The 14,688-nt window shown below is 60.9% G+C and carries 18 protein-coding genes; 9 read left to right on the top strand and 9 right to left on the bottom strand.

What is annotated here, in order from left to right:
• Nucleotides 1–4: 4 nt before the first annotated feature.
• Nucleotides 5–289 (top strand): pyrimidine/purine nucleoside phosphorylase, encoded by a 285-nt coding sequence (locus BLU85_RS03345; RefSeq protein ID WP_003183665.1) that lies wholly within the window; start codon nt 5–7, stop codon nt 287–289.
• Between the two features lie 78 nt (nt 290–367).
• Here BLU85_RS03345 and BLU85_RS03350 read toward each other — a convergent pair whose 3' ends face one another.
• Together BLU85_RS03350 and BLU85_RS03355 are read right to left on the bottom strand one after the other, a co-directional pair.
• Nucleotides 368–1,177: an MOSC domain-containing protein gene (locus tag BLU85_RS03350; RefSeq protein ID WP_092197578.1), complete on the bottom strand. Its 810-nt coding sequence runs from the start codon at nt 1,175–1,177 to the stop codon at nt 368–370.
• Between the two features lie 71 nt (nt 1,178–1,248).
• Nucleotides 1,249–2,172: a chemotaxis protein CheV gene (locus BLU85_RS03355; RefSeq protein WP_053120553.1), complete on the bottom strand. Its 924-nt coding sequence runs from the start codon at nt 2,170–2,172 to the stop codon at nt 1,249–1,251.
• 478 nt (nt 2,173–2,650) lie between these two features.
• Between BLU85_RS03355 and BLU85_RS03365 the strand changes: the two genes are divergently transcribed.
• From BLU85_RS03365 to BLU85_RS03375, 3 genes are all read left to right on the top strand, one after another.
• The gene (locus BLU85_RS03365) at nt 2,651–3,121 is read left to right on the top strand and encodes a hypothetical protein (RefSeq protein WP_072407983.1); all 471 of its coding nucleotides are present in this window, start codon (nt 2,651–2,653) and stop codon (nt 3,119–3,121) included.
• 220 nt (nt 3,122–3,341) lie between these two features.
• Nucleotides 3,342–4,235, top strand: coding sequence for a sensor histidine kinase (locus tag BLU85_RS03370; RefSeq protein WP_092197582.1), 894 nt, complete (start codon nt 3,342–3,344; stop codon nt 4,233–4,235).
• Entirely contained in the window at nt 4,232–4,891 is a 660-nt protein-coding gene (locus BLU85_RS03375) for a response regulator (RefSeq protein WP_092197584.1), read from the top strand. Before BLU85_RS03370 ends, BLU85_RS03375 begins: the two co-directional genes overlap by 4 nt.
• On the opposite strand, the gene yegS is transcribed toward BLU85_RS03375, so the two are convergent.
• Entirely contained in the window at nt 4,875–5,792 is a 918-nt protein-coding gene (yegS, locus tag BLU85_RS03380; RefSeq protein WP_092197586.1) for a lipid kinase YegS, read from the bottom strand. The two genes, BLU85_RS03375 and yegS, sit on opposite strands and share 17 nt — an antisense overlap.
• A 316-nt stretch (nt 5,793–6,108) precedes the next feature.
• Between yegS and BLU85_RS31275 the strand changes: the two genes are divergently transcribed.
• Entirely contained in the window at nt 6,109–6,417 is a 309-nt protein-coding gene (locus BLU85_RS31275; protein WP_256326538.1) for a hypothetical protein, read from the top strand.
• Nucleotides 6,418–6,475: 58 nt separating this feature from the next.
• On the opposite strand, the gene glp is transcribed toward BLU85_RS31275, so the two are convergent.
• Nucleotides 6,476–7,663, bottom strand: coding sequence for a molybdopterin molybdotransferase MoeA (gene glp / locus BLU85_RS03390; RefSeq protein WP_170847550.1), 1,188 nt, complete (start codon nt 7,661–7,663; stop codon nt 6,476–6,478).
• A 22-nt stretch (nt 7,664–7,685) separates the two neighbouring features.
• The gene (moaB, locus tag BLU85_RS03395; protein ID WP_053120541.1) at nt 7,686–8,225 is read right to left on the bottom strand and encodes a molybdenum cofactor biosynthesis protein B; all 540 of its coding nucleotides are present in this window, start codon (nt 8,223–8,225) and stop codon (nt 7,686–7,688) included.
• Between the two features lie 78 nt (nt 8,226–8,303).
• Between moaB and mobA the strand changes: the two genes are divergently transcribed.
• Nucleotides 8,304–8,906, top strand: coding sequence for a molybdenum cofactor guanylyltransferase MobA (gene mobA / locus BLU85_RS03400; protein ID WP_092197590.1), 603 nt, complete (start codon nt 8,304–8,306; stop codon nt 8,904–8,906).
• Nucleotides 8,907–8,980: 74 nt separating this feature from the next.
• Nucleotides 8,981–9,202 (top strand): YgdI/YgdR family lipoprotein, encoded by a 222-nt coding sequence (locus BLU85_RS03405; protein ID WP_092197592.1) that lies wholly within the window; start codon nt 8,981–8,983, stop codon nt 9,200–9,202.
• Nucleotides 9,203–9,279: 77 nt separating this feature from the next.
• On the opposite strand, the gene BLU85_RS03410 is transcribed toward BLU85_RS03405, so the two are convergent.
• The 3 genes from BLU85_RS03410 to BLU85_RS03420 all read right to left on the bottom strand — a co-directional run bounded on the left by BLU85_RS03410 (nt 9,280) and on the right by BLU85_RS03420 (nt 10,892).
• Nucleotides 9,280–10,170 (bottom strand): pseudouridine synthase, encoded by an 891-nt coding sequence (locus BLU85_RS03410; RefSeq protein ID WP_092197594.1) that lies wholly within the window; start codon nt 10,168–10,170, stop codon nt 9,280–9,282.
• Between the two features lie 72 nt (nt 10,171–10,242).
• A complete protein-coding gene (locus BLU85_RS03415; RefSeq protein WP_060738522.1) occupies nt 10,243–10,563 on the bottom strand; it encodes a hypothetical protein in 321 nt (106 codons plus the stop codon).
• Nucleotides 10,564–10,655: 92 nt separating this feature from the next.
• Nucleotides 10,656–10,892 (bottom strand): glutaredoxin family protein, encoded by a 237-nt coding sequence (locus tag BLU85_RS03420; protein ID WP_060738523.1) that lies wholly within the window; start codon nt 10,890–10,892, stop codon nt 10,656–10,658.
• Nucleotides 10,893–11,081: 189 nt separating this feature from the next.
• Here BLU85_RS03420 and BLU85_RS03425 point away from each other — a divergent pair, with 189 nt between their 5' ends.
• A complete protein-coding gene (locus tag BLU85_RS03425; RefSeq protein ID WP_092197596.1) occupies nt 11,082–12,794 on the top strand; it encodes a cation:proton antiporter in 1,713 nt (570 codons plus the stop codon).
• Nucleotides 12,795–12,823: 29 nt separating this feature from the next.
• On the opposite strand, the gene BLU85_RS03430 is transcribed toward BLU85_RS03425, so the two are convergent.
• The gene (locus tag BLU85_RS03430; RefSeq protein ID WP_092197795.1) at nt 12,824–14,032 is read right to left on the bottom strand and encodes an ammonium transporter; all 1,209 of its coding nucleotides are present in this window, start codon (nt 14,030–14,032) and stop codon (nt 12,824–12,826) included.
• Between the two features lie 339 nt (nt 14,033–14,371).
• Between BLU85_RS03430 and BLU85_RS03435 the strand changes: the two genes are divergently transcribed.
• Complete coding sequence (locus tag BLU85_RS03435) at nt 14,372–14,686, top strand: ElaB/YgaM/YqjD family protein (protein WP_060738526.1); 315 nt, start codon at nt 14,372–14,374, stop codon at nt 14,684–14,686.
• Nucleotides 14,687–14,688 lie beyond the last annotated feature (2 nt).

Consider the following 14,688-nt stretch of genomic DNA (forward strand, 5'->3'; position numbering starts at 1 on the left):
CGCCATGTTTAAAGTCAACGAGTACTTCGACGGCACCGTCAAGTCGATCGCTTTTGGCACTGCCGAAGGCCCCGCGACCATCGGCGTCATGGCACCGGGCGAATATGAATTCGGCACGGCCCAGCGGGAAATCATGCACGTCGTCTCCGGTGCCCTGACCGTGAAACTGCCCGACAGCACCGATTGGGAAACCTTCGCGGCCGGCAGCCAGTTCAATGTACCGGCCAACAGCAAGTTCCAGCTCAAAGTGGCCGTCGACACCGCTTACCTGTGTGAATACCGCGGCTGATTCTGTGGCATAGATATGCCGCTCATCTGTGGCGAGGGGATTTATCTCCTCGCCACAGATTTTTGTTCACGGTTCCTTTTATTCGAGCACTTCAACCGGCATGCCGACTTCAAGTCGACCGTTGCTGTCGTTGACCAGGTTCTGGCCGAACATCGCACCGTCCGGCGTCGAACGGTATTGCTGCAACGTGGCGAAGGGTTCGCGACCAGGATCGCGTTCGCCGGTGTGCGGATCGACCGTGGTCATGATGCAACGCGAGCAGGGCTTGACCAGCCGGAACTCCACCTCGCCGATACGAATACGCTTCCAACCGTCCTCGGCAAACGCCTCGCCGCCCTCCACCACCAGGTTGGGACGAAAGCGCAACATCTCCAGTGAGCGGCCGACCCGGCTCGACAGGTCCTGCAATGAGGCCTGGCCAATCAGCAACAGGGGGAAACCGTCGGCAAAGGCGACCTTGTCGTCATCCTTGCCATAACCGGCGGCAGTGGTACGCGCCAGTTCCACCGGCACATGCACCAGCCGCGTGGGGTTGCCGATGAATTCGCTGACCCAGGCCGCAGCCTCATCACCGGCATCCGGCACACGCAAGGTGTCACGCCAGATGATCACGCCGCGCCGTTGCTCTTGCTGGGTGGGTGGCAGCGGCACATCGATGGCGCCATGGCCCGGCGCACTGAGCGTCAGGCCACCCGCCTCGTTCCACAAGGCCGAAAGCTGGCTCATCTTCGCCACGGCGCGCTGGGTCAGGAACCGCCCCGTGCCCTCATCCACCAGCATCCAGCGCCGATCACCGTCCAGTCCCAGCTTGTCCAGGCCAATCTGCTGCAGGGGCTGGCCCTTGCCGGACTTCAACGGATACCGATACAGCGCGCTCAGCCGCAACATGGTCAACTTCCCCGGTGGCAAAAAAATGCCACCTTATACGAGCCGGCCATTGAAGCAAACCACCATCGGTTTCAGTCGAGCATCAACCGCTGGCGCACCACGTCGACCAGCTTGTCCGGCTGGAATTTGGAGAGGAAGTTGTCGCAACCGACCTTCTTGACCATCGAATCGTTGAAGCTGCCGGACAGCGAGGTGTGCAGTACGACATAGAGCCCACGCAAACGCGGGTCGTTGCGGATTTCGGTGGTCAAGCGGTAGCCGTCCATTTCCGGCATTTCCGCATCGGTGAAGATCATCAGCAATTTGTCGGTCATGACCTCGCCGGTATCGGCCCAGGCCTTGAGCATGTTCAGGGCCTTCAGGCCGTCGCTGGCGATGTGCATTTTCACACCCAGTTGGCCCAGGGTGTCGCGCAATTGCGAGAGCGCGACGTTGGAGTCGTCCACCAGCAGCACTTCGCGTCCACGGGCGCGCTCCAGCACCGGGTCTTCGAGTTTGTCCCGAGAGACCTTGGCGTTGTAAGGCACGATTTCGGCCAGGACTTTTTCCACGTCGATGATTTCCACCAACTGATCGTCCACCTTGCTGATGGCGGTCAGGTAGTGCTCACGGCCGGCGCTGGTCGGCGGTGGCAGGATGGCTTCCCAGTTCATGTTGACGATGCGGTCGACGCCGCCCACCAGGAACGCCTGAACCGAACGGTTGTACTCGGTCACGATAATGGTGCTGTTGGCGCCCGGCACCAGCGGACGCATGCCGATGGCCTGGGACAGGTCGATCACCGGCAGCGTCTGGCCTCGCAGATTGACCACGCCGCACACGAACGGGTGGCGTTGCGGCATCAGGGTCAACTTCGGCAGTTGCAGGACTTCCTGGACCTTGAACACGTTAATGGCAAACAACTGCCGACCCGCCAGGCGAAACATGAGAATTTCCAGGCGATTCTCACCCACCAGTTGGGTTCGTTGATCTACTGTGTCGAGAATGCCGGCCATCGATGACTCCTGGGCTTGTTCGGATGAATCCAATAAAACCGATATCGGCCGCACGAACCGAATCTTGACCCCGGATAAAATACACACAGGGAATTGATATCACATTAACATCATGTTTTACTGGCTTCACGATTTCATCTGGCATTTACCCCGCTGCGCGACTCCGGTTTGCGCACTAAGTTCCCCTGTCTAAGGGATTCCCCTAGGCACAATCAGGTCCAACCTGATATTCCCGTTATCCAATAGCCATTAATGTGACGCCATTCTCATTGCTGAACGGAGTCAGGCCTTTGTACGCGACCACAGGACATCGGACCTGCAGCCTTTCGGCCGATCCCACCCGTGTAATCGTTTACGAATTCACCTTCGTTAAACGGCACGGGAGTGTCGTCGCGCGTCCGTCCGCGGTCGACCTTGAGATCCAGCCGTTCGCCATACGCGGTTTCCTTTCGCCTGACATGATGTTGTGGAGATAAGCATGCCGAACGATCGTAGGAACTGGAATCAACGTCTTCCCGAATTTCTGATCGAGGCCGAGACACTGCTGGCCAAATCGGAGGAATGCCTGAGTCATCTGCAATTGATCAACAATGACAAGGACGCCATCGATTGCATGCTCAGTACCTTGCTGAAACTGGCAAACAAGGCCAATGCCCTGGCGCTGGAAGCCGTTTCGGAGTTTTCCCTGCATATCCATGGCCTGCTCAGCCACGCGCAAAACCACATGGAATTGCATGACCAGGCCCTGGATGCCTTGAAGGATTGCTTCACCCTGATGGCCTGGCAATTGGAACTGGTCGATCACACCACCGGCCAGTTGAGCCTGGACAACAGCGAACAAACGTCCTTGATCGAGGCGTTCGCTTTCCAGGTTGGCCAGAGCCCCGACCAGGCATTGGCCGCGTCACGTCCGCTGGCGTTGGTGTCCTATCCCCAGAAACAAGCCTGATACGATGGCAATGCGCCTGCTCCCTAGTGCTTTCACGGCACCATGCCGAGCGCGACCAACGATAGGCGAAGTGGTACTATCTCCCGCGTCAGCCACTTCCAGGCAGCGCCGTAATAGCCGCCAACCGAAGCTGCCTTCGACCTGAGACGTTTACCCGACCCGGCCTGTCAGATGAGCTGACCGGCCTGCCCGCAGCGAACATTCATTGGCTCCATCCGCTATGCACGCCAGCCTCAAGTCATTCATCACCTGGCCTCCCTCCCGAGAAAACGCCCGTCGCTTCACATTATTATTGTGCATGTGCTCGACCCTCGGCTGCCTGCTGACCTACCTGTACGCCCATACGGTGCCGCTGGGCCTGCTGGCCCTGAATGTCGCGGCCTTGAGCTGTGTCTGGATCCACCATCGATTGTCGCGCAAGTCCATCAAGTTCCAGCCCCAGGAGTTGGCCGACCGGTTGCTCGAGGTCCAGGAGAATGAGCGCCATCGGCTCAGCCGCGAATTGCACGACGACATTGGCCAATTGCTGACCGCGGCGAAACTGCAAGGCGAATGGCTCAAGCGGCGGATACCGGAAGAATTGCAAGGTCAGTGCGCGCTCCTGTGCGAGACCCTGGACGAAACCCTCAACAAGGTCCGCGACGTATCGGCGATCCTCAACCCCAGGGAACTGACCAGCCTCGGGCTTGAGGCCAGCCTGCGGGCGCACCTGCTCAAGACCCTGGCCAACGTCCCGGTGAAGTGGAGCCTCGATTGCCAGCAGCGCATGACGGGTATCCCGGAGGAGATGTCGGTCGCGGTGTTCCGGATCACCCAGGAAGCGGTCACCAATATCTTGCGCCATGCCCGGGCGACGAATCTGCTGGTACGCCTGCAACGCCTGCCCGACGGCCTGACCCTGCTGATCAGCGACGACGGCCAGGGATTTGTCCCGGCCAGCCACCCCGCTCGCGAAGGTCAACGGGGCATGGCCGGCATGTCGGAACGGGTCGAACAACTGGGCGGCACCCTCAAGGTCGTGAGCGAGGCCGGCAAAGGCACGCACATCGAAGCACGCTTTCCCTGGGCACCGCGTGCCCTGGAGCGAGCCAGCAAGAATAAGGTTCTCCTTTGATTTGTAATTTACTTCTGGTCGATGACCACTCCCTGATCAGGGCCGGCGTACGCGCCCTGGTCATGGATATCCCGGACTATGCCGTGATCGGCGAAGCCAATGACGGCACACAATTGTTGGAGCTGGTGGAACGGCTGAACCCCGACATCGTGCTGCTGGACATTTCCATGAAGGACACCAGCGGCCTGGATGCCTTGCAACAGCTCAAGCGGGTGCGCCCCCACAGCAAGGTACTGATCCTGTCGATGCATACGGATCCTGCGCTGATCATGCAGGCGCTGGAATCAGGCGCCCATGGCTACCTGCTCAAGGACACCACCGCCACCGAGCTGAAACACGCCCTGGAAGCGCTGCGCAATGACGAACGCTACCTGAGCCCGGCCATCGCCCACACGGTGATCAACCAGGCGCTGACCCGCGTCCAGAAACATCAGCCGGACCCTGCCCAGGCCCATAACCTGACGGCACGCCAGCTGGAAATCCTGCGGCTGATCGTACGCGGCAAATCCACCCGGGAAATTGCCAATGGGCTGAACCTGAGCGTCAAGACCGTGGAAACCCACCGGGCGCAAGTCATGAAGCGCTTGCAGATCCATGACGTGGCCGGCCTTGTGCTGTTCGCGGTGCGTGAGCAAATCATCAGCCTGGATGACTGAGCGCCGTCGCGCCGCCCAACAGCGGCGAATCGGACGGCAGGTGCAGCCGCAACGCCTTCGGGCGGACAGTGAAGCGCAGGGTGTCGACCTGCAACGGTTCGCCATCGAGATTGATGTCCAGGCCTTGCGCGACCTTGATTTCCACCCATGGCAAGCGCGCGCGGACAAACATGTTGTCGATGCCCAGGCCGCCCGCCAGCAAGTCCTTCAACGTACTGACCACTTCCTGGGGCGCCGGCAGGATGCTGATGTCCAGCAACCCATCATCAGCCAACGCTTGCGGGCACAGCACATGACCTCCCCCCGCCTGCCGGCCATTACCGATGCCCAGCGCGAGCAAATCGCCCTGCCAGTAAAAATCGGGGCCCTGCAACTCACCATAGGCGGTACTCAGTTCACTGAATCGAGACAGGCCCGTGAACAGGTAGGCGGCGCCGCCCAAGACCTTCTTGAGATCTTCGGAGGTGTTCGCGGTCACCTGGCTGCCAAAACCGCCGGTGGCCATGTTCAGGAAAATCCGCCCGCCGACTTCACCCACATCAACGGCCTGCGGCGCAACGTCCAATAGATCCATGGCCTGCGCGGGTTCCAACGGAACACCCGCCGCCCGGGCGAAATCATTGGCCGTGCCCAGCGGCAGTAATACCAGGCTGGCATCGCTGGACCTCTGGGCGATCGCTTCGGCGATATCACGCAAGGTTCCATCACCGCCGCCGGCGATCAGTCGCGTATAACCGGCATCCAGGGCTTCATCGACGCATCGCTGGGCATCACCGGCTTCCCAGGTCAACCGCACCGCCAGCTCCCATCCCTGTTCGCGCTTGAGCATCACTGCCGAGCGCACCTCTTCGTTGAGCGCTTGCTTGCCATGCAGAATCAACAGCGCCTTGCCTTTGCTCATCGTGGTCTCCGTCATTGGAAGGTTCAGGCATGGGACCGCTCATTGGCGCGAAAAAGCCCGGCGCGTCTCAATTTATTAGACGAGCAGGATGGATGGCCCGATCGACATGCCCCGATTCGAAGAGTTTTCTTACAAGATCTGGCGAATCAGCTCAATTGACCCTCTAGCGGTATTGAGACACCTTGGCTTCATGTTTTGCTGGATCGCTTAAACCCTCATCAGACAAGGAAGCATTCTCCCATGGATGGATACGTCACGGCCCGCAGGGGCCGGATCAGTCGCTCGAACAGTTATGGCCAAGGGGATGGACCGTCCCATGCATAACCGTGAATACAAGCTGTCGCCCCGGCAGCTCGCGTCCTTTGGAAGCGGGCGCGCCGATACTCGAAACGAATGCAAAAGTTGCAGTAATCCCGTTGGAGGAATTGATTTGGAACCGCGCGTCGTTGAACTGGAAACCCACCTCAAATACATCCGCAAAGACATGGATGAAATACGCACCGACGTCAAGGTGATCCGCCACAGGCTGGCCTATTCGGCTGGCGCCGCGGCGGTGGTGCTCGGTCTGCTGGGCTGGATCGCCAACAATCGATTCGACCAGTTGGTGATGCTGCTCACGCGATAGCGGTGAGACGCGCAAAGGCCCGGGCGTCCAACTCGGGCCGGAGAACAGCTGCCAGGTGCTAGCCCAGGACTTCGCTCAAGGGAATGAAGCCCACTTCGTCGCCCTCCACCAGCGTCTGTCCCTCGAGCACCTCGACCAACCCGTCGGCCCAGGCCGCGCTGCGCAGGACACCCGAGCTCTGGTTTCGGTAGATGATCGCTCGACCATTCTCCATACGGCCTCGCAGGTACTCTCGGCGACCGCCCGCCTTTGGCCAGGCGAAACCGGCCGACACCTTGAACTTGAGTGGCGCCACCAATTGAACGCCTTGGCGTCGCAATAGGTAAGGCCTTGCCAGCAGGGCGAACGTCACGAGGGTCGAAGCGGGGTTTCCAGGCAGGCCTATGACCGGCACGCCACGGTAATGCCCGAACGTCAACGGCTTACCCGGTTTGATGGCGAGTTTCCACAGCGCCAGCTCGCCCTCCTCGCGCAAGGCGATACCCAGGAAGTCCGCCTCTCCCACCGATACCCCACCAGTGGACAGGATCAGATCGACATCCGACAACTGTGCCAGGCGCTCACGGGTGGCCGACAAATCGTCGGGCAGGATACCCGCGTCAACCACCTCGCAGCCCATGCGTTGCAGCCAGCCACACAGCAGCACGCGGTTGCTGTTATAGATCTGGCCAGGCCCCAACGCCTGACCGGGCTCGACCAGTTCATCGCCCGTGGACAGGACGGCGACGCGGGCCTTGCGCACCACCTCCAGCGATGCACAGCCCAAGGACGCCGCCAAGCCCAGCTCGATCGGCCCCAGACGAGTCCCGGCAGAAAGGACTTGCTCGCCAACGGTGGTCTCCTGCCCCTGGGGACGAATATTCTGTCCACTGACCATGAGCTCGGTAAACCGCACCCGCTGGTCGCTTTCCACCACGGCGTGTTCCTGCATCTCGACGCAATCGGCGCCGGCAGGGACTGGCGCCCCCGTGAAAATCCGCGCGCAGGTACCAGCGGCCAACGGCTCCGGAGCCTGGCCGGCGAAAATCCGCTGGCTGACCACCAACGGCTCGCCATTCCAGTCCGCCAGCCGCAAGGCATAGCCATCCATGGCGCTGTTGGGCCATGGCGGCAAATCAAGGGTCGATACCAGATCCTCGGCGAGCACTCGCCCTGACGCCGCGGCCAAAGGCAAATGTTCGCGCTGAACGATCGGCGCGGCCGCCGCCATCTCGAGCAGCCGCTCCAACGCCACTTCAACAGCCATCAAGGCGCCGGCCTTGCCCGGTTTACCCACGGGATTCACAAGGGGCTGCCTGTTTCAAATGGGCCACGAAGTTGCACGGACGATGCCGCACATCCAATTGTTCGGCCAGGATCCCATCCCATCCGGTACGCACCGCGTTGGTCGATCCCGGCAGGCAACAGACCAGCGTGCCATTGGCCAGGCCCGCCAGCGCGCGGGACTGCACAGTGGAAGTGCCGATGTCGGCCACTGAGATCTGGCGGAACAACTCGCCAAACCCATCGACCTGCTTGTCCAGCAGACACGTGACGGCTTCCGGCGTGCTGTCACGCCCCGTGAAACCGGTGCCGCCGGTGATCAGCACCACTTGCACCACGTCTTCGGCAATCCAGGTCGCGACTTGCGCCCGGATCTTGTACAAATCATCTTTGAGCAGGACCCGCGCCGCCAGGTTGTGGCCGGCCGCCGTGAGCCGATCGACGAAGACCTGCCCGGACGTATCGGTTTCCAGGGTACGGGTGTCACTGACTGTCAGCACCGCGATATTGAGCGGCACGAAAGGTACATCAGCCTTGGCTTTCATAGGCTCGTCCAGTTGTGGAGGAAACAGCCCGGTGTTATATCACAGCGCCTTATTTTTTCGCCCGTGCGGAGACACGCCATGACCTCGATTACGCCGCTGCCATCCTGCTCCATTCTGCTCTTGGCGGGTGGCCGTGGGCAACGCATGGGCGGCCAGGACAAAGGCCTGGTGCAGTGGCAAGGCGAACCGCTGATTGCCCATATCCATCGCCAGACCCGCGCCCTGAGCGATGACCTGATCATTTCCTGCAACCGTAATGCGCAACGATATGCAGCGTATGCCGATCAGTTGGTGCATGACGAGGAAGGCGACTTTCCCGGGCCATTGGCGGGCATCCGGGCAGGTCTCAAGGCTGCGAGGCACCCATATTTGCTGGTGCTGCCGTGCGACGTGCCGCAGGTCGACGCCAGCCTGCTCGATAACATGCGCAGGACGGCCAGCCAGCACCCCGATCAGCCATTGATGGTGCGGCACGGCGAGCATTGGGAACCGCTGCTGTGTGTCATCCCGTTGGCCCTGGCAGCGAGCTTCGAAAAAGCCTGGAGCGAAGGCGAACGCAGCCCCGGTCGAATCATGCGCGCGCTGCACGCCGTTGCCTTGCAATGCCCTGCCGACGATCCGCGGCTGGCCAATCTGAACACCCCGGAGTTACTGGCCCGACATAAAGGCGTGTCAGATTGACACTAGCCAGGAACTTGCGCGCAATGTATACGTCTGAAGGTCAGTAACTTGAAGAATCCATTCGGAGAAACACCATGATACAACGGACCCTCGCCACGTTCATGCTCGCTCTGGGCCTCGCCACCCTTGCCGGGTGCGCTTCGCCAACAGTGATCACCTTGAATGACGGTCGCGAAATCCAGGCCGTCGATACCCCCCATTACGATGAAGAAAGCGGCTTCTACGAGTTCGAGCAACTGGATGGCAAGCAGACTCGCGTGAACAAGGATCAGGTTCGTACCGTTAAAGACCTGTAATCTTCAGCGCTACCGCCAGATACGAAAAGCCCGCAACATTTGCGGGCTTTTTTATGCCTGGTCAAAAATCATGGGCGCTACCACTGCAATGTAATCTCGCTCTGGAATACACGCTCCTGGCCAGTGACCGGGTCGATGAAACGCAGCCCTTGCGCCAGCAGCTTGAGCGGGTTGGCGTAGTCATCCTCGGCGTCCCGAAGCACGTCAGGGTAAAACGGATCGTTGCAGATACCCGCTCCCAGGGCATTCATATGCACCCGCAACTGGTGTTTCTTACCCGTGACCGGAGACAACCCGTAGCGCCACAGGTCACCGTGTCTTTCCAGGACTTCGATGGTCGTTTCGGTATTGGGCTCGCCCGGCCCTTCCTGCATCCGAAAGAACGGCTCACCATCGATCATCCGACTTCTATGCACCCGGGGAAAGGTCACTCCAGGCAACGCACGGGCGATGGCCTGGTAGCGCTTCTCGATCTGCCGCGTCGGGAATAACGACTGATACGCCGAACGGGTGTGCGGATTGGCAGAAAACAACACCAGCCCGGCCGTGTGCCGGTCGATGCGGTGCAGGGGCACCAGATGCGGGTTGTCCAGCCGCCGGATCAGCCGCCGCAACAAGGTTTGCTCGACGTATTCGCCCGCCGGAGTGACAGGCAGAAAATGCGGTTTGTCTGCCACCACCAGATGCTCGTCGGCATACAGGATCGACTCCACCACCGGGATCGGCTTCTCGTCGGGTACTTCACGGAAGTAGTGGATGCGCAGGCCTTCGCGGTACGGCAAGTCGACATGGATGGCCTTGCCCTCCCCGTCCAATACCCGGCCCCGGGCGATCCGGTCCAGCCACTGCTCGCGACTGATGGCGCTGAAATGCTCGCACAGGCACTCCAGTACCGTCGGCCAAGACCCGGGCGGCAGATACAGCGTACTGGCCTGATGATGAGCGGCGGAAAACGATGAACCGGACATTGAAAACTCTCAGGCGTTTTTGCAGGGCGGCATTATCCGACAGTCGCACCGGTCAGCCCAGCGATGATTGCTTTACGCCGTGACCGACGTCGATTTGGCCGCCGCTTCGGTGAACTCCTTCAACCAGCGCAGCACGTCCACCGCCTCCCAGCGGCCTGGATCGTACAGTGCGTACAACAAACCCTGGTAACCCACCACATCCAACTGTTTGTGATAGCCGGCACGCTGGAACAACGCTTCGATCTCGGCGAAACAGGTGTTGAAATGCAGTTTATTGAAGGGCGTCTTGCCTTCGGTCACCAGGCCATCCAGGCGCAGCTCCAGGACCGCCTCACGCACAACGTCCGCGGACATCCTGTTTACGCTGCTTTTCAGTTGTTCGACATTGACCAAGGGGGTGCACTCCAGATAGCTGTATGAACATACAGTAACCGAAGCTCGCTACTTTCGCCAACCGCTGTCTTGGGAACCGAAGGACGAACCGCTCAACGGAGGAAGGTCACGATCTGTTCAGCCTCGAAGGGCCAGTCCAGCTCGGCACCGGTATCCAGCCTGCGCAGCACGGGGATACGCAGGCCATAATCGTCCACCCAGGCTTGACGTTCCGAAATGTCCACCAGCTCCACCAACAATCCATGTTCGACGAAAGGTATCAGTTCAGCTTCGGCGACCTCGCAAAGATGACACCCCAGGGTGCCGAACAACTGGCATTCAGGAAGCATGGCAGGTAGACCCAAAAAACATAGACGGTCATTCTAGGCCCGCCTCGGAAAACCGTCGAGTCGCTGGCTCGCTTCCGGGTGTTTCGGTAAAACGCTGATGCAAATCACTGAACATAAATGCTTTTCCAGCGACGCTGATCACGTTTTCCCCTCTACGCTGTGCGTTGTAGCCTTGAAACGGAGTTCCCCTTGTTTGCCAACCTGCTGATCATCCTTGCCTCGTCCCTGGTGGTCATCGCCCTCTTCAGGCGGCTGCGCCTGCCGCCCGTGCTGGGTTATCTCTGCGTCGGGCTGGCGGTCGGGCCTACCGCGCTGGACTGGGTCAACGACAGCGAAGAACTGCCAGACCTGGCCGAGCTTGGGGTGGTGTTCCTGTTGTTCTCGTTGGGGCTGGAGTTTTCCCTGTCGAAAATGCTCGAACTGCGTCGGGTCGTGTTCGGCCTCGGCAGCCTGCAGGTGTTGTGTTCCGGGACGCTGCTGGCGGGATTGCTGGCCGTGTGCGGCGCGCCGGTGAGCGCGGCGCTGCTGCTCGGTGCGGGGCTGGCCTTGTCCTCCACCGCCATTGTCAGCAAGGAGTTGACCAGCCTGGGCGAGATCTTCAGCAGCCACGGCCAGAACGCCATTGGCGTGTTGTTGTTCCAGGACGTCGTCGCGGTGCTGCTGTTGACCCTGGTGCCGGTCTTCGCCGGCAGCAGCGAGCATCCGTGGTACTGGGCGCTGCCGCTGACCCTGGGCAAGACCCTGGTGTTGTTCGGCGGCCTGCTGCTGGCCAGCCGGCTGCTGTTGCCCCGGCTGTTCCATGAGGTGGCGGCGTCCCGGTCCGCGGAACTGTTCGTGCTGCTGGCCCTGGTGATCGTGCTGCTGACGGCGTGGCTGACCCACTTGCTCGGCTTGTCGCCGGCCCTGGGGGCTTTCCTGGCGGGCATGTTGCTGGGGGAAAGCCACTACCGGCATCAGATCGAAGCCGACATACGCCCGTTCCGCGACATCCTGCTGGGGCTGTTTTTCGTCAGCATCGGCATGCTGATCGATCTGCAACTGTTCCGCGACGATGGCCTTTTGATCCTGGGATTGACCCTCGCCTTGATGCTCCTCAAGGGCTGCGTGGTCGCCGCCCTGGTGAAATGGCGCGGCAGTGACGGGGAAACCGCCTGGCGCAGTGGCCTGGCCCTGGCCCAGGGCGGCGAATTCTGTTTTGCCTTGATGGCACAGATGCAACAGAACAGTCTCATGCCCGCCGACATCAGCGGCCTGCTGCTGGCCGCGACATTCTGCTCGATGCTGCTGACCCCACTGTTGCTGCGTGCGGCGCCACGCATCGCCGCGCGCCTGCATCGCAAACCCAACGAAGAGGCGCAACTGGACCAGATCAGCGCACTCAATGCCGGCCTGTCGGATCACGTGGTGATTTGCGGCTACGGGCGCGTCGGCCAGTCCATCGGGCGCTTCCTGCGCCGCGAAGGCCAGGCGTTCGTTGCCCTGGATGACGACCCGGTGATCATCCGGGAAGCCACCGTCGGGGAAAACTGCGTGCATTACGGCGATTCGCGACGGGGTGACCTGCTCGCGGCCGTTGGCTTGAGCCGCGCCAGGCTATTGGTGATCGCGGTGGACAAGACCGACATCGCCATCACCGTGCTCAAGGCGGCCCGGAGGGTCAACCAACAGGTGCCGATCCTGGTGCGCACCCGAGACGACAGCCAATTGGCCGAGTTGCAGGCAGCCGGGGCCAGCGAAGTGGTCCCGGAACTGTTGGAGTCGAGCCTGATGCTGGCGTCCCACGCCCTGATCATGCTCGGCCTGCCCGAACAACAGGTCCGGCATCATGTGGATCAGGTCCGTCATGATCGCTATCGCCTGCTCCACGGTTTTTACCCTGGCAACCAGGACAAGGAGCCCTAGTGTCCTGTATCACAAATACTGTGCAACGATCAGTCCTGGCTGACCGCGCCGATCTTGTGGATCGACAGGTCGGCGCCGTAATACTCTTCTTCCTGGGTCAGGCGCAGCCCCAGCACGGCCCTGATCACGCCATAGACCGCGAACCCACCGGCCAAGGCGACGACAACGCCCAGCGCCGTGCCGATCAACTGGCTGATCAGGCTGACCCCACCCAGGCCGCCCAAGGCACCCTGGCCAAAGACGCCGCAGGCAATTCCACCCCAGACCCCGCACAACCCGTGCAGCGGCCAGACGCCGAGCACATCGTCGATTTTCCACTTGCCTTGGGCCGCCGTGAAGCACCAGACGAACAAGGCACCGGCAATGGCACCGGTGGCCAGCGCGCCCACCGGGTGCATCAGGTCGGAACCGGCACAGACCGCCACCAACCCGGCCAGCGGGCCGTTGTGCAGGAAGCCTGGGTCATTGCGCCCGACAATCAATGCCGCCACGGTACCGCCCACCATGGCCATCAACGAATTGACCGCCACCAGCCCGCTCACCCCAGGCAGGGTCTGGGCACTCATCACGTTGAAGCCGAACCAGCCGACAATCAGGATCCACGAGCCCAAGGCCAGGAATGGAATGCTCGAAGGCGCGAACGCCACCAGGCGACCGTCCCGGTAGCGGCCATTACGCGGGCCGAGCAAAAGCACCGCGGCCAACGCCAGCCAGCCGCCCATGGCATGCACCACCACGGAGCCGGCGAAGTCATGGAAACCAGCACCGAACCGAGCTTGCAACCAAGCCTGCAAGCCAAAATTGCCGTTCCAGACCAAGCCTTCGAAAAACGGGTAGACAAACGCCACGATCAACACCGTGGCGCACAACTGCGGCGCGAACCGCGCACGCTCGGCGATACCGCCGGAAATGATGGCCGGGATCGCGGCGGCAAAGGTCAACAGGAAGAAAAACTTCACCAGGCTGTAGCCATGATCGGCGCTGAGTACCGACGCTGGCTGCAGGAAGGTCACACCGTAGGAAATCCAATATCCGACAAAGAAGTAGGCCAGGGTCGAGACCGCGAAATCGCTGAGGATTTTCGACAGCGCATTGACCTGGTTCTTCTGACGGACCGTCCCCACTTCAAGGAACGCGAAGCCGGCATGCATGGCCAGGACCATGACCGCGCCGATCAAGATGAACAGGGTGTTGGAGCTGTGGACGAGACTGTCCACGGCACTTTGCATATTTTCCATGGTGTTGGCAGACCTGAAAAAGTTGAAAAAAGCACCAAACCGGTTCGCCCGCCCCATGAGCGCACCAAGTTGAAACGACTCATTGGCCGCGAGCAGGCCAATGAACTGCTTTGGTGCATAGATCGGGCAAGAACGAAGTCCCGCTTCGAGGTGCTTCGCGGGTTTTGATTTATTTGGTTAAGGTTTTACGGGCTTTCGCCCAGCTTCAGCGCACTGGCACAGGCTGACGCACCAGTACATGGCAGAAGCCTGAGCAAAAGTTGTACCAGCCACTTGCACTGAACCTTCCGGCAAGGCTCATACTCGAACGCTTCAGACGTCACTTACGGAGATTCACCCATGGCCAGAACCCAGGCAAAGACTGCTCAAGAAATCCTGATGGAAGATTTTCAGACGCTGGTCAGCGACACGGAGCGTTTGCTCGATCACACCGCGACGCTGGCAGGCGATCAGGCCGATGCGCTGCGCGGCCAGATCCACGAAACCCTCCTGCGCGCCCGCGAAACGCTCAAGCTGACCGAAGACTCCATGCGCGAACGCGGCCAGGCTGCCGTAGTCGCCACCGAGGAATACGTACAGGCCAACCCTTGGCAATCGGTGGGCATTGCCGCGGGCGTCGGTTTTCTGATCGGTCTGTTGGCGACACGGCGCTGATC

The organism is Pseudomonas sp. NFACC14 (genome assembly GCF_900106885.1).
GTDB lineage: Bacteria > Pseudomonadota > Gammaproteobacteria > Pseudomonadales > Pseudomonadaceae > Aquipseudomonas > Aquipseudomonas fluorescens_AA.